Annotated in this window: 18 protein-coding genes and 1 tRNA gene; 4 read left to right on the plus strand and 15 right to left on the minus strand. The window is 64.0% G+C overall.

The features are described from left to right. Window positions 1-80 precede the first annotated feature (80 nt). The 9 genes from J8I29_RS26945 to J8I29_RS26985 form a co-directional block, all read right to left on the minus strand. Window positions 81-1,268 carry an NADH-quinone oxidoreductase subunit D gene (locus tag J8I29_RS26945; RefSeq protein ID WP_105862954.1) on the minus strand — a complete coding sequence of 396 codons (1,188 nt, stop codon included), beginning with the start codon at window positions 1,266-1,268 and terminating at the stop codon, window positions 81-83. A gap of 86 nt (window positions 1,269-1,354) precedes the next feature. Continuing rightward, window positions 1,355-1,966, minus strand: coding sequence for an NADH-quinone oxidoreductase subunit C (locus J8I29_RS26950; protein ID WP_209434013.1), 612 nt, complete (start codon window positions 1,964-1,966; stop codon window positions 1,355-1,357). An 11-nt stretch (window positions 1,967-1,977) separates the two neighbouring features. After that, on the minus strand, window positions 1,978-2,565 hold the full coding sequence (locus tag J8I29_RS26955; RefSeq protein WP_068282522.1) for an NADH-quinone oxidoreductase subunit B: 588 nt from the start codon (window positions 2,563-2,565) through the stop codon (window positions 1,978-1,980). Then, window positions 2,556-2,921 (minus strand): NADH-quinone oxidoreductase subunit A, encoded by a 366-nt coding sequence (locus J8I29_RS26960; RefSeq protein WP_068282520.1) that lies wholly within the window; start codon window positions 2,919-2,921, stop codon window positions 2,556-2,558. Before J8I29_RS26960 ends, J8I29_RS26955 begins: the two co-directional genes overlap by 10 nt. Before the next feature lie 481 nt (window positions 2,922-3,402). Next, window positions 3,403-3,479: transfer RNA gene (locus J8I29_RS26965), tRNA-Asp, on the minus strand. Between the two features lie 96 nt (window positions 3,480-3,575). Beyond that, a complete protein-coding gene (locus J8I29_RS26970; RefSeq protein ID WP_209434014.1) occupies window positions 3,576-4,160 on the minus strand; it encodes a hypothetical protein in 585 nt (194 codons plus the stop codon). A gap of 206 nt (window positions 4,161-4,366) precedes the next feature. Then, window positions 4,367-5,785: an AtzE family amidohydrolase gene (locus J8I29_RS26975; protein WP_105862951.1), complete on the minus strand. Its 1,419-nt coding sequence runs from the start codon at window positions 5,783-5,785 to the stop codon at window positions 4,367-4,369. Then, window positions 5,782-5,973 carry a DUF4089 domain-containing protein gene (locus J8I29_RS26980; RefSeq protein WP_105862950.1) on the minus strand — a complete coding sequence of 64 codons (192 nt, stop codon included), beginning with the start codon at window positions 5,971-5,973 and terminating at the stop codon, window positions 5,782-5,784. Before J8I29_RS26980 ends, J8I29_RS26975 begins: the two co-directional genes overlap by 4 nt. A 75-nt stretch (window positions 5,974-6,048) precedes the next feature. Continuing rightward, on the minus strand, window positions 6,049-6,855 hold the full coding sequence (locus tag J8I29_RS26985) for a glycosyltransferase family 2 protein (protein WP_209434015.1): 807 nt from the start codon (window positions 6,853-6,855) through the stop codon (window positions 6,049-6,051). 410 nt (window positions 6,856-7,265) lie between these two features. Here J8I29_RS26985 and J8I29_RS26990 point away from each other — a divergent pair, with 410 nt between their 5' ends. After that, complete coding sequence (locus J8I29_RS26990) at window positions 7,266-8,339, plus strand: class I SAM-dependent methyltransferase (RefSeq protein WP_105862948.1); 1,074 nt, start codon at window positions 7,266-7,268, stop codon at window positions 8,337-8,339. A 118-nt stretch (window positions 8,340-8,457) separates the two neighbouring features. Here the strand turns inward: J8I29_RS26990 and J8I29_RS26995 are convergent, their stop codons facing one another. The 5 genes from J8I29_RS26995 to J8I29_RS27015 form a co-directional block, all read right to left on the minus strand. Beyond that, the gene (locus J8I29_RS26995) at window positions 8,458-8,901 is read right to left on the minus strand and encodes a GNAT family N-acetyltransferase (RefSeq protein WP_209434016.1); all 444 of its coding nucleotides are present in this window, start codon (window positions 8,899-8,901) and stop codon (window positions 8,458-8,460) included. Then, window positions 8,901-9,899 carry a class II fructose-bisphosphatase gene (gene glpX / locus J8I29_RS27000; protein WP_105862946.1) on the minus strand — a complete coding sequence of 333 codons (999 nt, stop codon included), beginning with the start codon at window positions 9,897-9,899 and terminating at the stop codon, window positions 8,901-8,903. The genes J8I29_RS26995 and glpX overlap by 1 nt, the downstream gene beginning before the upstream one ends. Window positions 9,900-9,984: 85 nt before the next feature. Further along, window positions 9,985-11,310, minus strand: coding sequence for a homoserine dehydrogenase (locus J8I29_RS27005; protein ID WP_209434017.1), 1,326 nt, complete (start codon window positions 11,308-11,310; stop codon window positions 9,985-9,987). 203 nt (window positions 11,311-11,513) lie between these two features. Next, window positions 11,514-12,266, minus strand: a complete 753-nt coding sequence (locus tag J8I29_RS27010; protein ID WP_105862945.1) for an RlmE family RNA methyltransferase — start codon at window positions 12,264-12,266, stop codon at window positions 11,514-11,516. Further along, complete coding sequence (locus tag J8I29_RS27015; protein ID WP_348536182.1) at window positions 12,263-13,288, minus strand: Ppx/GppA phosphatase family protein; 1,026 nt, start codon at window positions 13,286-13,288, stop codon at window positions 12,263-12,265. The genes J8I29_RS27010 and J8I29_RS27015 overlap by 4 nt, the downstream gene beginning before the upstream one ends. A 190-nt stretch (window positions 13,289-13,478) precedes the next feature. On the opposite strand from J8I29_RS27015, the gene J8I29_RS27020 reads away from it, so the two are divergent. Beyond that, window positions 13,479-14,672 (plus strand): bifunctional 2-C-methyl-D-erythritol 4-phosphate cytidylyltransferase/2-C-methyl-D-erythritol 2,4-cyclodiphosphate synthase, encoded by a 1,194-nt coding sequence (locus tag J8I29_RS27020; RefSeq protein ID WP_209434019.1) that lies wholly within the window; start codon window positions 13,479-13,481, stop codon window positions 14,670-14,672. An 89-nt stretch (window positions 14,673-14,761) separates the two neighbouring features. Beyond that, window positions 14,762-15,271 carry a CinA family protein gene (locus tag J8I29_RS27025; protein ID WP_209434020.1) on the plus strand — a complete coding sequence of 170 codons (510 nt, stop codon included), beginning with the start codon at window positions 14,762-14,764 and terminating at the stop codon, window positions 15,269-15,271. 51 nt (window positions 15,272-15,322) lie between these two features. Here J8I29_RS27025 and J8I29_RS27030 read toward each other — a convergent pair whose 3' ends face one another. Next, window positions 15,323-15,793, minus strand: a complete 471-nt coding sequence (locus J8I29_RS27030; protein ID WP_105863240.1) for a type II toxin-antitoxin system RatA family toxin — start codon at window positions 15,791-15,793, stop codon at window positions 15,323-15,325. 158 nt (window positions 15,794-15,951) lie between these two features. Here J8I29_RS27030 and J8I29_RS27035 point away from each other — a divergent pair, with 158 nt between their 5' ends. After that, a complete protein-coding gene (locus tag J8I29_RS27035) occupies window positions 15,952-16,866 on the plus strand; it encodes a bifunctional helix-turn-helix transcriptional regulator/GNAT family N-acetyltransferase (protein WP_209434021.1) in 915 nt (304 codons plus the stop codon). Window positions 16,867-17,029: the final 163 nt, after the last annotated feature.

Consider the following 17,029-nt stretch of genomic DNA (forward strand, 5'->3'; position numbering starts at 1 on the left):
GACGCGTCTTTGCGATTCGTGGTGCCCCTCAAATCGCAAGACGCTTTTGCAGCCGCCTCGAAGCCGGCTGCGACCCAAAATCAACGATCGACTTCGCCGAACACGATGTCGAGAGAACCGAGAATGGCGGAGACGTCGGCCAGCATGTAGCCGCGGCACAGCCAATCCATCGACTGCAGATGCGCAAAGCCCGGCGCGCGGATCTTGCAGCGATAGGGTTTGTTGCCGCCGTCGGAGACCAGGTAGACGCCGAATTCGCCCTTGGGCGCTTCGACGGCCGCGTAAACCTCGCCGGCGGGCACGTGGTAGCCCTCGGTGTAGAGCTTGAAGTGATGGATGAGCGCTTCCATCGAGCGCTTCATCTCGCCACGCTTGGGCGGCACGACCTTGTTGTCGGTGGCCGAAACCGGTCCGGTCGTCGTGCGCAGCAGCGTGCAGCACTGCTTCATGATGCGGATCGACTGGCGCATCTCTTCCATGCGGATGCAGTAGCGATCGTAATTGTCGCCGTTCTTGCCGATCGGAATATCGAAATCGAGCTCGGCATAGCATTCATAGGGCTGCGACTTGCGCAGGTCCCAGGCGGCGCCCGAGCCGCGCACCATCACGCCCGAATAGCCCCAGGCCCAGGCGTCATCCAGCGAGACGATGCCGATATCGACATTGCGCTGCTTGAAGATGCGATTGTCGGTGAGCAGGCCCTCGAGGTCGTCGCAAACCTTGAGGAAAGGATCGCAGAAGGCCTCGATATCGTCGATCAGCTCCGGCGGAAGGTCCTGATGGACGCCGCCGGCGCGGAAATAGGCGGCGTGCATGCGGCTGCCCGAAGCACGCTCGTAGAAGATCATCAGCTTCTCGCGCTCTTCGAAGCCCCAGAGCGGCGGCGTCAGCGCACCGACGTCCATGGCCTGCGTGGTGACGTTGAGCAGATGCGAGAGCAGGCGCCCGATCTCGGAATAGAGCACGCGGATGAGCTGCCCCCGCTTGGGAACCTCCATACCGAGCAGGCGCTCGATGGCCAGGCAATAGGCATGCTCCTGGTTCATCGGCGCGACGTAATCGAGCCGATCGAAATAGGGGATGGCCTGCATGAAGGTCTTGGCTTCGATCAGCTTCTCCGTACCGCGATGCAGCAGGCCGATATGGGGATCGACCCGCTCGACCACTTCGCCGTCGAGCTCCATGACCAGACGCAACACGCCGTGGGCCGCCGGATGCTGCGGGCCGAAATTGATCGCAAAATTGCGTAGATGCGGTTGGTCGTTCATGTCGTTTCCAAACTTTCCGAGTTGGCCAGCTGGTTCGGAGCCATTTCGAGAGTCTTGCTAGTCCTGATCCGGCGCGCGGGAGCGCGTCAGCCTGCCTTCGCCTTCTCGTCGCCGGGCAGGACATATTCCGTCCCTTCCCACGGTGACAGGAAATCGAAGTTGCGGAATTCCTGGTTGAGCCTGACAGGCTCGTAGACCACGCGCTTGGCCTCGTCGTCCCAGCGCACCTCGACGAACCCGGTCATCGGGAAGTCCTTGCGCAAGGGATGTCCGTCGAAGCCGTAGTCGGTCAGCAGCCGGCGCAGGTCCGGATGGCCGGTGAAGAGGATGCCGTAGAGATCGTAGGCTTCGCGCTCGAACCAGAGCACACCGGGGAACAGGCCGACGGCTGAGGGAACCGGGGTCGCCTCGTCGGTTTCCACCTTGACGCGGATGCGGACGTTCTTGGTCGGCGACAGCAGGTGGTACACCACGTCGAAGCGCTTTTCGCGCGCCGGATAGTCGACGCCGCAGACATCGATGATCGAAACGAAGCGCGTTCCGGCATCGTCCCTGAGGTGCTTGAGCACAGCCAGGATGTTGTCGGGATCGGTGGTGACGGTCAGCTCGCCAAAGGCATGCAGGACATCGGAGACGGCTTGCGGAAAAGCAGCCTGGAGCGCCTCGCCGATCCCCTGCAGAGTTTCAGAGTTTGCCATGTCAGCTCCGCTCAACGCTCGATGGTGCCGGTACGGCGAATCTTCTTCTGCAGCAGCAGCACGCCATAGAGCAGCGCTTCGGCCGTGGGCGGGCAGCCAGGAACGTAGATGTCGACCGGAACGATGCGGTCGCAGCCGCGCACGACCGCATAGGAATAGTGGTAGTAGCCGCCGCCATTGGCACAGGAGCCCATGGAGATGACGTAGCGCGGCTCGGGCATCTGGTCGTAGACCTTGCGCAGGGCCGGCGCCATCTTGTTGGTCAGCGTGCCCGCCACGATCATCACATCGGACTGGCGCGGCGAAGCACGCGGGGCGAAGCCGAAGCGCTCGACGTCGTAGCGCGGCATGGAGACCTGCATCATCTCGACCGCGCAGCAGGCAAGGCCGAAGGTCATCCACATCAGCGAGCCGGTGCGGGCCCAGTTGATCAGATTGTCAGCCGAGGTGACGAGAAAGCCGCGGTCGGCCAACTCGGCATTGATGTCGACGAAAAACGGGTCGGTCGACCCGACCGGCTTGCCGGTATTCGGGTCGATGATGCCCTTGGGCGCCGGCGCCACCAGCGTGCCGCCTGATGTCTCCAGGTTCAATCCCATTCGAGCGCGCCCTTCTTCCACTCATAAACGAAGCCGATGGTCAGCACGGCCAGGAAAATCATCATCGAGGTGAAGCCGAACAGGCCGACTTCCTTGAACGTGATCGCCCAGGGGAACAGGAATGCCACTTCGAGATCGAAGATGATGAACAGGATCGACACCAGATAGAAGCGCACGTCGAACTTCATGCGCGCGTCGTCGAAGGCGTTGAACCCGCACTCATAAGCCGAGAGCTTTTCCGGATCCGGGCGCTGATACGCCACGAGGAAGGGCGCCACCAGAAGCGCCAGGCCGATGACGGCCGAGACCCCGATGAAGATGATAAGCGGCAGATAGCCGGCGAGAAGGTTGTCCATCAGCACGAACCCAATAGCGTTTTGCGATCCGGTGGGTTCACCAGCACTCGCAAGAACGCGTCGAGACAAAGAGTTGGAACACTGCAGCGTTTCCGCTGAAACGCGCTTTGCTCCAGCTGTGATCGACCAGGAGCGCTTGAACTCGCGGCCGCCACGTTTGGACGATACGGGCATGAGTGCGCTTGAAAGCGTCGCTCACGCCGGCCATCCCTCCACAGCGCTTTGGAAAAGCACCTTCGCGCTGCGTCGTGGACGACCTGCAGCGAGCCTTAAACCACGGCTATGGGAGGCGCAAGCTTGGAAGCGTTCCAGCCAAGAGATTCCTACCGCAGTGCGGCAGAATACCGGGCGATTCTGGCATGATCTTGGCGCATAGCGGGTATGAGTTGCAAGACATGACCTGGTTGCAACCAACCGCATCCGCGACTTGCCGGGCTGAAAATGCAAAAGCCAGCCCGAAGGCTGGCTTTTTGTCACAAAATGGCGAGAGTGACGGGACTTGAACCCGCGACCTTCGGCGTGACAGGCCGACGCTCTAACCAACTGAGCTACACCCCCGTCTCTCGCCAGCGGCGGCGAACCGTGCTGGCGTGGCGCGGTGATTAGAGGGCCTCCCGCACAGTGTCAAGCGTCAATTCGCAACGCACCCGAAATTCAGTTCGCAATGCGCGCCAGCCGGAAGCGCCGGATGTCCTCGGGCGTCAGAATTCGGATACTTCCGACGCCATATTGCTCGGCCAGATCGATCAGAGCGGGATTCACGCCCATTTTTTTCGAGTAGCTCCGCAGCATCTCGGTCACCTCGGGGAATCGCCGCGTGCTGCGCAGAACCGACATTGGATCGCTCCCGGAACTGTTGGGCAGATATTCGCGGTGCACGCCGACGCGCGATCCCGCGGGGACGAATCGCTTATTGCCCCCCATCAGCGCATAGACGCAGGCCGACATGCATGAGCCGTTGACCGCAATTGGCTGCCCGCCCAGGGTGACGACCTGCCCGACGAAGACGCTGGTGCGTAATTTCCGCAACACATGACCCAGATTGACGCCTTCGACCAGATGGCCGCCGGGCGAATCGATGATCAGCACGTTGCTGGCGCCGAGTTTGGAGGCCTGCTGGGCGAAGGCGAGGAAACGCTCCACCGTGCCGCTCGTCATCTCGCCCTTGGCGACCATCAGGCTGGGGCAGCGTTTGCTGCATCTGGTGCCGAAGGAGAGGCTCACCACCTTGAAATCCATGGCGGCAGCAAGAGCCGGCCGCGACGAGGCGCTCCAGCACAGCCCCACCGCAAGCACCCCCAACCCGATGGCACGCAACAAAGACCTAACCATTATGTCTGCTTTTCCTTCGAGCGAAGCTCGCTTGGCGTTTGTTTGCTCTCACTCTTTGATACCGCGCGTCGCGGCGTTCCCGGCGCTGCGGCCAAGGCCCGGCGAATCGACCTTTATTCGATATCGGCAACCGGAGCCCGCACGACTCCCGCCGTTTCCAGCGCCCAGGCAGCCCGCAGGGCAAGATCCTCCCGCCAGGCGGGAGCGATGATCTGCACGCCGATCGGGAGTTTCTCGCCCTCGTTCCAGAGCGGCACCGTGACCACAGGCAGTCCAATAAAGGAAATCGGCTGCGTGAACAGCCCCAGATTCGCACGAAGCGGCATGGCCTGGCCACCAACCTCGATGGTGGTCGCATCGATTCTGGGGGCACGACAGGGCGTCGCCGGCGCTAGAATCAGATCGATTCGCTCGAAGATGCGATGCATCTCGGCCCGGAACCAATGGCGAAAGCGATGCGCCGCATTCACCCAGGTCGCCGGCACCATGTTGCCCGCGATCAGCCGGTCCCGCACCCCTGGCGCGAAATCCTTGGCACGCTCCCGCAGCCTGTTGCGATGCAGTGCCCCGCCCTCGGTAATGGTGATCAGGAAGGCCGCTGCCCGGGCAACCGCCGCCTGCGGGATCTCGATGGTTTCGCTGGCGTCGAGCGCCTTGGCGCAGCGCCGCACCGCGTCCAGCGCATCGCGGTTACCCTCCGGGTGGAAATAGCCGCCCGCCACGGCAATACGCAGCCCCTCGATGCCGCGGCCGAGTTCGAACAGGGCCGGCTGCGCCGGGCGTTGAGCGCAACTCGGGTCGTCCGGATCGGGTCCCTGCATGGCATCATACGCAAAGGCGAGGTCGCGAGCCGAACGGGCCAGCGGGCCCATGTGGTCGAGGCTGGCGACGAAAGGAAAACTTCGTGCGCGGCTGAGCCGCCCGAAGGTCGGCTTCATGCCGAACAGCCCGCACAGGGAGGCCGGCACGCGGATGGCGCCATTGGTATCGCTGCCCAGGGCCAACGGCACGAAGCCCGCCGCCACGGCGCTTGCGGGGCCGCTGGAAGACCCGCCGGCCAGGTGGTCGAGGGCATGAGGATTTCGCGAAGGCACCCCATGCGTGTTCTGGCCGGTGAAATCATAGGCGTATTCGCCCATGTTGAGCGCACCCACGCAGATCGCGCCCTGCCCTTCCAGGCGTTCGATCAGCGCGGCATCCCGCGTGGCTGGCGGGTTGTCGCGATTGATCCGGGAACCGGCGAGGGTGACGAGGCCGGCAATGTCGTAGAGGTTCTTCACGGCGAAGGGGACGCCGGCCAGGGCTCCGACAGGCTTGCCGGCGGCATGACGGGCATCGATGGCATCGGCTCGGGCCAGGGCACGCTCGGCGAGCACCGCCGTGAAGGCCCCTACCCTGCCGTCCAGCCTTTCGATGCGCGCCAGGGTATGCTCGATCGCCGCGCGCGCCGTGAAACGGCCGCTGCGGATGCCGGTGGAGATTTCCAGAATGCCCAGTTGCGGCGAGCAGCCCTGATCGAGCAGGCTGGTCATGCTTCGAAGACCGCAGCGGGCTGATCGCCATCCTCGATCGGGAAGGACAGCACCAGTTGTGCCAGATCGGCCGTCAGCTTCAGATTGGCGGCAACGCCTTCGCGAAAATCAGGATCGATCTCGATTCCGATCATCGGTGCCATCGCATCGATGACCGCCTGCGCATCGAATTCGGGTTTGCCGCTCATCGCATCGCCCCTCGAGAATGATGTAGGCGGACTGTCCCCCCTTCGCCTCCCGAAGACAAGCCAAATGATGCGTCATCACCGAAGTTTGCGTAGGCGCCGCCTTTCGATATGCTTGGCCAGGCGAAGAAAACGGAAATAAGCATAGTTCGTCGCCGTCGCGATGCCGTAAAGACCGCGAACGAAATGACGACGCACTATATAGGCCTTGAGGAAGTTGAGGGGGAATTCAGTCAGAATTCGCCAACTGCCGAGCGTCTTGCCCCTCTTGTCGAGATCTTCGGCCTGCTGCTCGGTATAGGCGTTCAACTTGGCGATTTCATCGCCGAGCGAGCGGATCGAATAATGATGGATGCGCCCCTTCAACCGCGCGATCCGCGGCTGACCGCTGAAATGCACGCGATCGTGCACGGTCGATTCGGCATAACGGCCACGATCGAATCGATAGAGCCGCACCGGCGCCAGCGTGTACCCCCAGGGGTGAGGCTCCCTTTCCCCCGGAAAGACCTCGGCGATGTTGATCTCATACCCGTCGGCCTCGGGCTCCCCGCCCGAGAACAGGGCACGGATCTCCGCCGAGAGCCGCGGCGACACCACTTCATCCGCATCGATGTTGAGAATCCAGTTATGGCGGCACTGCGTCTCGGCAAAGCGCTTCTGCGGACCGTAGCCCGGCCAGGGATTGTGGATCACCCGGGCGCCGAGCTTTTCGGCGATTGTCTGCGTCCCGTCGGTCGACCCTGAATCGACCACGACCAGATCGTCCGTGAGACCGCGCACTGCCTCGATGGTCGCGCCGATGCGATCGGCCTCGTTGAAGGCGATGATGAAGACGGACAATGGCGGCGGGCCGGGCAGCCCGGACGGTGATGCGGGTGGCGACATGGCGGTGATCTAATCGAAGCCCCGAAAAATGGCCAGCCCGTCGGCCGCGGGCCGGTGATTTTGTCCCTCGCGACGCTGCGGCATCCGCCTAATGGCCAAGAGCGGCACGCCTCCTGTCGTGGTAATATTCATCGTGCCCACGTTGGGGTTGTAACGAAAGATCCAGCAAGGACGAAGATGTCATCGTCGCCGGCATAGGTTCCCGGCGCCGGCGTCATGCAAGCCTTCCGCTTTCGTCTCGGGATCGAACCAGGTCAGGCATCGGCAGTTTTCATCGTGCACGTCGCGGATCGCCGCCTTCCGGCAGCGATGCCTCATGGCCGTCTCGAAACGAAGGACGCAGGGATCGCATCGTCAAGGGAGTCCGATGCCGGCTACGACAGGCCGCATTCGACGATAGGAGAGCAGCGATGGCCTTACAGAATGGAACGGTAGATCCGGACAAACTCAACGCCTTCATGGGCAAGATGCTCAATGATGTCGGTGCTGCGATGAACGCGTCGCTGCTGCTCATCGGCGACAAGCTCGGCCTTTACAAGGCCCTCGCCGAGGCCGGGCCGCTGACCTCGCAGGAACTTGCCGAGAAGACCGGGACCTCCGAGCGCTACATACGCGAATGGCTCGCGGCGCAGGCCGCCTCGGACTATGTGGTCTATGATCCCGGAACCGCCCGTTTTTCCATGCAGCCTGAACAGGCGGCGGTCTTCGCCGACGAGGACAGCCCGGTGTTCCTGGGAGCCGTGGGGGATCTCGTCGCGGCGACCCTGCGAGACGAGCCCGCCATTTCCGATGCGTTCCGCACAGGCCGAGGCGTCGGCTGGGACAAGCGGGACAAATGCCTGTTCTGCGGCACGGCACGCTTCTTCCGCACCGCCTATCGCCATCATCTCGTGCAGGACTGGCTGCCCGCCCTGGAGGGCGTGGTGGAAAAGCTGGAGCGAGGCGCGAGCGTGGCCGATATCGGCTGCGGGCACGGTGTCTCGACCATGATCATGGCCCGGGCCTTCCCCAATTCGCGCTTCTATGGCTTCGACTATCACCCGGGCTCGATCGACGATGCCACGGCCGCCGCCGAAACCGCGGGCATGGCCGATCGCATCACCTTCGAGGTGAGCACGGCCAAGACGGTGCCGGCGCGCGGCTACGATCTGGTCTGCTTCTTCGATTGCCTGCACGACATGGGCGATCCCGTCGGGGCCCTGCGCCATGTCAGGTCCACGATGGCACCGGAAGGAACCTGCATGCTGGTCGAACCCTTCGCCAATGACCGGCTCGAGGACAATTTCAATCCGGTCGGGCGCGTCTACTACGCCGCCTCCACCGTGATCTGCACGCCGGCTTCGCTGGATCAGGAGGTCGGCCTGGCGCTCGGTGCCCAGGCCGGCGAGGCGCGCCTGCGCAAGGTCGCGGCCGAAGCCGGCTTCACCCGCTTCCGCCGCGCCACGGAAACACCGTTCAACCTCATCCTCGAAGCCAGGCCGTGAGGTGATACAGGCGCTGCCGGCCGGAATTACACGGCGGGTCATCCCGGACGCTCCGCACCACGGACTGATGCGGCGCAGACACGGGATGACCAGGAAGTGAGTAATTATGCCGTGCCGGTCAGGCCGGCAGCATCTTTCGATACTGAATGAAGCCCGAACGGGAGGCTACCTGGTCGTAGAGGGCCTGTGCCTCGACATTGCTTTCGTGCGTCAGCCAATAGACGCGGCTGGCGCCCAGGCGCGTGGCCTCCTGATAGGACCATTCGATCAGCGCGCGGGCAACGCCTCTCCTGCGCGCCCATTCGGCGGTGAACAAATCCTGCAGATAGCAATAGGGGCCCGGCGTCCAGGTCGAGCGATGCAGGATCAGGTGCACGATGCCGGCAAGCCGGTCATCGATGAAGGCACCATAAACGTACATCGGTTCGGCGGGATCGTGGAAGCGAGCCCAGGTCAGCGCCGTCGTCTCCTCCGGCGCCGACGCCTTGTAGAAAGTGAGATAGCCCTGCCAGAGCGGCTCCCAGGCAGGGCGTTCCTCCGCGGTGAGCGCGCGGATATCCATCAGTCGAGATTGAACTTCGACATCTGGCGATGCTCGCCATGGATGCGGCGCACCGTGCCGTTGAGCGAACGGTAGATCACCGTCTCGGTGGTGATCACCGGGCCGCGGAACTTCACGCCCTGCAGCAGTGCGCCGTCGGTCACGCCGGTCGCTGCGACGATGACGTCGCCGGAGGCGAGTTCCTCCATCTTGTATTTGCGGCTCGGATCGGTGACACCCATCTTCAGGGCACGTTCGCGCTTGGCCTCTGTGTCGAGGATGAGGCGCCCCTGCATCTGGCCGCCGACGCAGCGCAGCGCTGCCGCCGCCAGCACGCCTTCGGGAGCGCCGCCCGTTCCCAGATAGATGTCGATGCCGGTCTCATGCGCATTGGTCGTGAAGATGACGCCGGCGACGTCGCCATCCGTGATGACGCGGATGGATGCGCCAACCTTGCGGATCGCCTCGATGATTGGAGCATGGCGCGGACGATCGAGAACCAGCGCGGTCAGTTCACGCGGTTTGACGCCCTTGGCCTTGGCGAGGGCGTGGAGATTGTCTTCCACGCTGGCATCGAGATCGACGATGCCCTCGGAATAGCCGGGCCCGATGGCGATCTTGTCCATGTAGACGTCGGGAGCATTGAGCAGCGAACCGGCGCTGGCCATCGCCATCACCGCGATCGATCCCGGCATGTCCTTGGCGCACAGCGTGGTGCCTTCGAGCGGATCGACCGCGATATCGACCTTCGGGCCCAGGCCGTTGCCGACCTTCTCGCCGATGAACAACATCGGCGCCTCGTCGCGCTCGCCCTCGCCGATCACCACGGTACCGTCGATCGGCATCTTGTTGAGTTCGCGCCGCATGGCGTCGACCGCCGCCTTGTCGGCGGCCTTCTCATCGCCCCGCCCGCGCAGCAATGCCGAGGCAACGGCGGCGCGCTCGGTTACACGGACCAGTTCAAGTGAAAGGATGCGCTCGATGACATCCGTCGGCTTGACCTGAATAATCTCCGACATGGCTTCCTCCGTTGTTGCGGCGCATCGTCAGTTATGATTTGGCGCTCGATCAAACCATAACTGACGACACGCCCTGGGATATTGCTTATTCGCGCTCGATGCGGATCAACTGCGGCGTTTCCACGATGTAGCCATCGGAGACCATGGCATCGACGGCGCCGCGAATATCTGCCTCGGTGGTGGCGTAGGTGATGAGGATGACGGGCACGGCACCGGCGACCTTGCTCGGGTCGTCGCCGCCATAGACCTTGCCGCCCCGATGCTTTTGTACGATCGACTCCAGCGAGATCCCGCGCTCGGCCATGCGCGTGGCGATGCCCGCCGCCGCGCCCGGCCGGTCCGCCACCGAAAGACGGACATAATACCCGCCCTTGTGCGCCTGCATGGCAGCAGCCGGCAGGGGCTCGAGATCGCCGGTCTTGCGCCCGAACGGCGCTCCGGCCTGGCCTCGCGCGATATCGGCGATGTCGCCGACCACGGCCGAGGCCGTGGCCTCGCCGCCCGCTCCGGGGCCGACCAAGGTCAGTTCCGGCACGGCGTCGGCATCGATCGCCACCGCATTGGTGACGCCGTCGACCTGCGCGATCGGGGTCGATTTGGGCACCATGGTGGGATGGACACGCTGCTCGACGCCCGCTTCGGAGCGCGTGGCCACGCCCAGAAGCTTGACGCGATAGCCAAGCTCGTCGGCGGCCAGCAGGTCCTCGGTGGTGATGCGCTCGATGCCTTCCACATGAATGGCTTCGGCGTTCACCTGTGTCCCGAAAGCGAGGCTGGTGAGCAGGGCCAGCTTATGAGCGGTATCGAAGCCGCCAATGTCGAAGGTCGGGTCGGCCTCGGCATAGCCCAGGCGCTGCGCCTCCTTCAGGCAGGCGTCGAAGGACAGGCCCTCGGCCTCCATCTTGGTCAGGATGTAGTTGCAGGTGCCGTTCAGGATGCCATAGACCCGATCGATATTGTTGCCGATCAGCGCCTCGCGCAGCGTCTTGATGATCGGCACGCCGCCGGCGACGGCCGCCTCGAAATTGAGCGCGACGCCGGCCTTCTCGGCCCGCCTGGCGAGATCGACGCCGTGACGCGCCAGCAGCGCCTTGTTGGCCGTGACCACCGGCTTGCCGGCATCGAGGGCGGCCTTCACCGCTTCGTGCGCGGCTCCTTCCTCGCCCCCCATCAATTCGACGAAGACATCGATCCCGGGATCGCGGGCCAGCGCGATCGGATCGTCGAACCAACGGAAACGCTCCATCGGCAGGCCGCGGTCGCGCGTTCGCGAGCGAGCGGAAACGGCGGTGACCGTCACACCCCGACCGCAACCGGCGGCAAGGGCATTGGCACGACGATCGAGAAGGCGAATGGTAGAGGCACCGACGGTGCCAAGGCCGGCAATACCGATTTTGAGAGGGTCAGCCATCATCAGTCCGAACTTGAGATTGCGCACTTGTGCAATGGCGCGCCGCCGGGATCAAGTCATCCGGACAGGGATTTCTCGCGATAAACTTTCCAACTTTGATGGATAGCGCCTCACTCCTGCCGGAGCGCGGACATCCTGTCCGCTCCTGAAAACGCCGCCTGCGCCGAAAAGAACGGACCTCCCGACATGCAGGGGACCGGCGCTCAATCGGCGGAAACAGTTTCCTTCCGGCCGCGGAAACCCGTGGCCAGCACATACATCTCACTGGAGCCCGCGCGGCTCGCCGCCGGCTTGAGATGTTTCACCACCGCGAAGTCACGCTTGAGCAAGGCAAGAACGTCGCCTTCCGTGCCCCCTTGGAAGACCTTGGCGAGGAAAGCCCCGCCCGGGGCCAGCACTTCCACGGCGAAATGGGCTGCCGCTTCCACCAGAGCGATGATACGCAGATGGTCCGTGGCGCGATGGCCCACCGTATTGGCAGCCATGTCGGAGAGCACGAGATCGGCCGGGCCGCCGAGCATCGCCTTCAGCCGGTCGGGCGCGGCGTCGTCCATGAAATCCATCTGCTCGAAATCGACGCCGGGGATGGGATCGATGGGCAGGAGGTCGATCGCCACCACCTTGCCGCGCCCGTTGACGGAATCGGTGATCTCCGCCGCCAATTGCGACCACCCGCCCGGGGCCGCACCGAGATCGAGCACGCGCTGCCCCGGCTTGAGGAGCTTGGCCTTGTCGTTGATCTCGATCAGCTTGTAGATCGCGCGCGAGCGCCGCCCTTCGCGCTTGGCGCGGGCGACATAGGGATCGTTGAGCTGGCGTTCGAGCCAGAGCTGCGAGGAATGCGTGCGCCCGCGCGCCGTCTTCAGCCGCACACCGAGTTCGCGCGCACCGCTGCCCCGGCCGGAACTGTTCTTGCCCTTGCCGGGACCTCCGCCCTTGCCTGCTCCACCGCTCACGGGTTGCGCCCCGCACCGTTGTGACGCCAGACGCGATCCTCCTGCATCATCTGCACCAATAATCCTTCACGCAGGCCCCGATCGGCCACGCGCAATCGCTCACAGGGAAAAGCCCGCCGAATGGCCTCGAAAATGGCGCATCCGGCCATCACCAGATCGGCCCGCTCCGGACCGATGCAGGCATTGGCGACGCGCTCCTCATACGTCATGTCCAAGAGACGTTCGAGCACATCATCGATCTCGCCGCGCGACATCCACAGGCCGTCCACCCGACGCCGGTCATAACGAGGCAGTTCCAGATGAATGCCGGCCATGGTGGTCACCGTGCCCGAGGTGCCCAGCAAATGCAGGCGCCTGACACGCTTGGCGATGGCTTCCCGGTGCGCGAACGAGGCCAGCATGCCAGACACGTCGTCCACCATGCGCTCGAAGCTCTCGCGCGTCACCCTGACGCCGCCATGGCGCTCGGAGAGCGTCACCACCCCGACCGGGAGCGACGTCCAGCCGCGCACTTTGGGCTGCCGGTTCCGGTCTGCCGGATCGATATCGAGCCAGACGATTTCCGAAGATCCTCCGCCGATGTCGAAAAGCACCACCCCGTCGAGATTGCGGTCGATCAGCGGGATGCAGCCGGCGGCGGCCAGGCGGGCTTCGGTCTCCCGGTCGACGATCTCCAGGTCGAGCCCGGTTTCCTTCAGCACGCGCTCGACGAAAAGCAATCCGTTGTCGGCGGCGCGGCAGGCCTCGGTGGCGATCAGCCTCGCGCGGTCGACGCGCCGGTCCCGCATCTTCTGCGCACAGACGGCAAGCGCATCGACAGCCCGCCCCATGGCATTGACATGCAGGCTGCCGCTGGCGCCCAACCCCTCGCCGAGCCGGACGATCCGCGAAAAGGCGTCGATGACGCGAAATCCCTCTCCCGTCGGGCGCGCAACCAGAAGGCGGCAATTGTTCGTGCCAAGATCAAGCGCGGCATAGGTGTGGTGACGGCGCACCTGTTCTCCTTGCCGTAATTGCGGCACGGATAGATGTGCACCATCACTCGACCGAGGCGCTTGTGCCTCCAAACTTCGATCCACCAAAATACTACCTTGACCGTGCCCCGTCGCAATTTTCCTGCGCCACAGGCATTTCGCCACTTCGTCTGCGAGTGTAACAAGTTCCGCGCCGGTGGCGAGAAAGAATTCCATCTATGTTCGTGTTATCAAGATCATGAAGGCTCAAGCCAAGTTACGCGTGGCAGCGCTGATCGTCGCAGCGGGACGCGGATCGCGTGTCGGCGGCGCCGTTCCCAAGCAGTATCGCCTGCTGGGAGGGCGGACCGTCCTTGCCCGTACGCTCTCTCTTTTCGAACGCCATCCCGCCGTCGACAGCATCCTCACGGTGATCGGCACGGGAGACGAAGACCTGTTTGCGGCATGCTCGGCGGGAATCAGCAAGCAGGCCGGCCATGTCTTCGGGGGCAGCACCCGGCAGGCGTCCTGCCTCGCCGGACTGAAGGCTCTGATCGGCGATAGGCCCGATATCGTGCTCGTGCATGACGCAGCACGCCCCTTTGCGAGCCCCGCCCTGATCGACCGCGCGATCGAGGCGGCCCGCGCGCATGGAGCCGCCGTGCCGGGGCTGGCGGTCACCGACACCATCAAGCAGATCGACCTCGACGGCAGGGTCAAGGCAACACCGGAACGCAGCCTCCTGCGCGCCGTCCAGACGCCGCAAGCCTTCGGCTTCGACCTGATCCTGTCAGCCCATCTTGCGGCGGCGGAAGCCGGCATCGAGACATTGACCGACGATGGCGCCGTGGCCGAATGGGCCGGCCATCCTCTTCACATCTTCGAAGGCGAAGCCAGCAACATGAAACTGACGACCGAGAGCGACTTCCAGCGGGCAGAACAAGCCGCCAACGAATTGGCCGCCCTCGGCGACATCCGAACCGGAACGGGCTTCGACGTCCATGCGTTCGCCGAGGGTGACCATGTCTGGCTCAACGGGGTGAAGATCCCCCACGACCGCACGCTGAAGGGACATTCGGATGCCGATGTCGGCCTTCATGCCCTCACCGACGCCATTCTCGGCGCTATCGGCGACGGCGATATCGGTTCGCATTTTCCTCCTTCCGACCCGCAATGGAAGGGTGCCTCCTCAGATCGCTTCCTGGCCCATGCCGTCCGTCTGGTCCGGGCACGGGGGGGAGCCATCGCCCATCTCGACGTCACCCTGCTGTGCGAAGCGCCGAAGATCGGCCCGCATCGTGACGTCATGCGGGCGCGCATTGCCGAGATCGCCGGCATCGCCGTCGAACGGGTGGGCGTCAAGGCGACCACCACCGAGGGCCTGGGCTTTACCGGCCGGCGCGAGGGCATCGCCGCCATGGCCTCGGCGACGGTGCGGTTGCCCTGGGGCTAGTCGGAGCGCGGATTGTCCGCTCTCGGACGCCTTGCGTTTGACGATGAGGAGCGGACAAGATGTCCGCGCTCCGAGTGAGGATACCGGCCATGAATGACGAGATCTTCTTCGAACGGGCGAGCAAGGTTCTCGCGGCCTGCAGCGCCAAGGGCCTGATGGTCGCGACGGCCGAGTCCTGCACCGGCGGGCTGGCGGCCGGCGCCCTCACCGCCATTCCCGGCTCGTCCGACGTGGTGGACCGCGGCTTCGTCACCTACTCCAACGAGGCAAAGGCACAGATGCTCGGCGTTCCGCCGGCTCTGATCGAACGGGACGGCGCGGTGAGCGAAAGCGTCGCCTTCGCCATGGCGGAGGGGGCGGTGTTGCACTCGCGTGCGGGCCTTGCGGTGGCGATCACCGGCATCGCCGGTCCCGGCGGCGGCACGGCCGCCAAGCCTGTCGGCCTGGTGCATTTCGCGGCCTGGAGCCGGCAGGGGCCACGCCTGCATGTCGAGCGCCGCTTTGGCGACCTGTCGCGCTCGGAGATTCGCAAGCGAGCGGTCGAGCAGGCTCTCGATCTCCTGCTGAGACTTGCCGGCGAGATCAAGGTTACCGTTTGATACGAACAGACATGGATGCCGGTTTTTCCGGGATCGCAGGCTCCTTGCTTTCTAGGACGCTGCGATCGCCTTGCGGCCATAGACGACATCCGCGCGTTTTTCGAAGGCCTCGGCGAAACGACGGAAAGCGGCCTCGAACATCGCCCCCATCAGCATGCCGAGCGTACGGGAGCGGAAGCTGTAGTCGATGAAGAACTCGACGACGCAGCCGCCTGCCCCATCGTCCTTGAAGGACCAGCGGTTTTCCAGGTGGCTGAAGGGGCCATCGAGATATTCGACGAGAATCTGCAGCTTCTCCCGGTCCATGGTCACGCGGCTGCCGAAGGTCTCGCGGATCAGCTTGTAGGCCACCGTCATGTCGGCGACCATGACGAGGCGTCCGTCGTCCTGAGGCTGACGGCTGCGAACCCGCAACGCCGAGCAGAGCGGCACGAAGAGCGGGTATTTTTCGACATCGGCCACCAGGTCGAACATGTCGGCGGGCGAATGCTTGACGCGGCGCGTGGTACGGAAAGAGGGCATGATCAAACTCCGATGCCTTCATATAGGGATCGGCCGGCGGGCAAAACAGTTTAATCGGGGCAGTCCGGCTGCAAAAGGGCGGAACCGCGTGGCGATTTCGTTTGACAAATCGTCGTGTGGCTTAAATGTTGACTTAGTCAACATTGAATGGCTTTCCCATGTCCGTCATTGACGATATCCGCGATTTCAACCGCTTCTATACCCGTAAATTGCGCCTGCTCGACCGGCACATGCCTGCCAGTTCCTTCCCCTTGCCGGAGGCGCGCGTGCTCTACGAACTCGCCACCGCCGGGGAACAGACCGCCGCCGATATCGGTCGGCGCCTCGATATGGACAAGGCACATCTTAGCCGGATCGTCGCGCGCCTGAAGGCCGGCCGGCTGGTGGAAAGCCGCACCGACCCCGCGCATGCCCGCCGCGACCTGCTGTCCCTGTCTGCCGCCGGCCGCCATGCCTTCGCCGAGCTCGAAGCCGGCACCAACGCGCAGCTCGACATCTTGCTTTCCCCGCTCGGCGAAGGAGATCGCAGCCGACTCGTCGGCGCCATGCAGGAAATCAAGAAGCTGCTCGACGTGACGGAGCGTGCGCCGCAGCCTGTCGTTCTCCGCAAGCCGAGGCCGGGGGATCTCGGCTGGGTCATTCATCGCCAGGCCGAACTCTACCACCAGGAATATGACTGGGACTGGACCTATGAAGGGTTGGTCGCCACCATCCTCGGGGATTTTGTCGCCAATTTCGATCCGGTGCGCGAGGACGCCTGGATCGCCGAGCTCGATGGACGCATCGTCGGTTCGATCTTCCTGATGAAGAGCGACGACGCCTCCGTCGGCAAGCTGCGCCTGCTCTATGTCGATCCCAGCGCCCGCGGGCATGGGCTGGGCAAGAGACTGGTCCGCACCTGCATCGAGCGCGCCCGAGACCTCGGCTATGCCTCCCTCACGCTGTGGACCAACGACATCCTGACCGCGGCAAGGAAGATCTATCAGGCCGAAGGCTTCAAGCTGGCGGCGGAAGACCCCCACCGCTCCTTCGGCAAGGACCTCGTCGGCCAGACCTGGACGCTGGATTTGTGACAGCCAGGGTCGATCTTCTCAGCTCCATCGAGAGATGGAGCGGGATCGATGGAGGGAAATGTCAGTCGGAGACTGACACTCTATGCCGTCGTCCGTGAAGAACTCGCAAGCTGCTGATTCAGCGTTAGTTTTTTAGCCAGACAAGTATTCGCGTTTGCCGGAT

Origin of the sequence: Labrys sp. LIt4 (assembly GCF_017813775.1) — a bacterium.
GTDB lineage: Bacteria > Pseudomonadota > Alphaproteobacteria > Rhizobiales > Labraceae > Labrys > Labrys okinawensis_A.

Coding starts and splice junctions, on each gene's coding strand:
- J8I29_RS26945 (WP_105862954.1), bottom strand. CDS start 1,268: ATGAACGACCAACCGCATCTACGCAATTTTGCGATCAATTTCGGCCCG.
- J8I29_RS26950 (WP_209434013.1), bottom strand. CDS start 1,966: ATGGCAAACTCTGAAACTCTGCAGGGGATCGGCGAGGCGCTCCAGGCT.
- J8I29_RS26955 (WP_068282522.1), bottom strand. CDS start 2,565: ATGGGATTGAACCTGGAGACATCAGGCGGCACGCTGGTGGCGCCGGCG.
- J8I29_RS26960 (WP_068282520.1), bottom strand. CDS start 2,921: ATGGACAACCTTCTCGCCGGCTATCTGCCGCTTATCATCTTCATCGGG.
- J8I29_RS26970 (WP_209434014.1), bottom strand. CDS start 4,160: ATGGATTTCAAGGTGGTGAGCCTCTCCTTCGGCACCAGATGCAGCAAA.
- J8I29_RS26975 (WP_105862951.1), bottom strand. CDS start 5,785: ATGACCAGCCTGCTCGATCAGGGCTGCTCGCCGCAACTGGGCATTCTG.
- J8I29_RS26980 (WP_105862950.1), bottom strand. CDS start 5,973: ATGAGCGGCAAACCCGAATTCGATGCGCAGGCGGTCATCGATGCGATG.
- J8I29_RS26985 (WP_209434015.1), bottom strand. CDS start 6,855: ATGTCGCCACCCGCATCACCGTCCGGGCTGCCCGGCCCGCCGCCATTG.
- J8I29_RS26990 (WP_105862948.1), top strand. CDS start 7,266: ATGGCCTTACAGAATGGAACGGTAGATCCGGACAAACTCAACGCCTTC.
- J8I29_RS26995 (WP_209434016.1), bottom strand. CDS start 8,901: ATGGATATCCGCGCGCTCACCGCGGAGGAACGCCCTGCCTGGGAGCCG.
- glpX (WP_105862946.1), bottom strand. CDS start 9,899: ATGTCGGAGATTATTCAGGTCAAGCCGACGGATGTCATCGAGCGCATC.
- J8I29_RS27005 (WP_209434017.1), bottom strand. CDS start 11,310: ATGGCTGACCCTCTCAAAATCGGTATTGCCGGCCTTGGCACCGTCGGT.
- J8I29_RS27020 (WP_209434019.1), top strand. CDS start 13,479: ATGAAGGCTCAAGCCAAGTTACGCGTGGCAGCGCTGATCGTCGCAGCG.
- J8I29_RS27025 (WP_209434020.1), top strand. CDS start 14,762: ATGAATGACGAGATCTTCTTCGAACGGGCGAGCAAGGTTCTCGCGGCC.
- J8I29_RS27030 (WP_105863240.1), bottom strand. CDS start 15,793: ATGCCCTCTTTCCGTACCACGCGCCGCGTCAAGCATTCGCCCGCCGAC.
- J8I29_RS27035 (WP_209434021.1), top strand. CDS start 15,952: ATGTCCGTCATTGACGATATCCGCGATTTCAACCGCTTCTATACCCGT.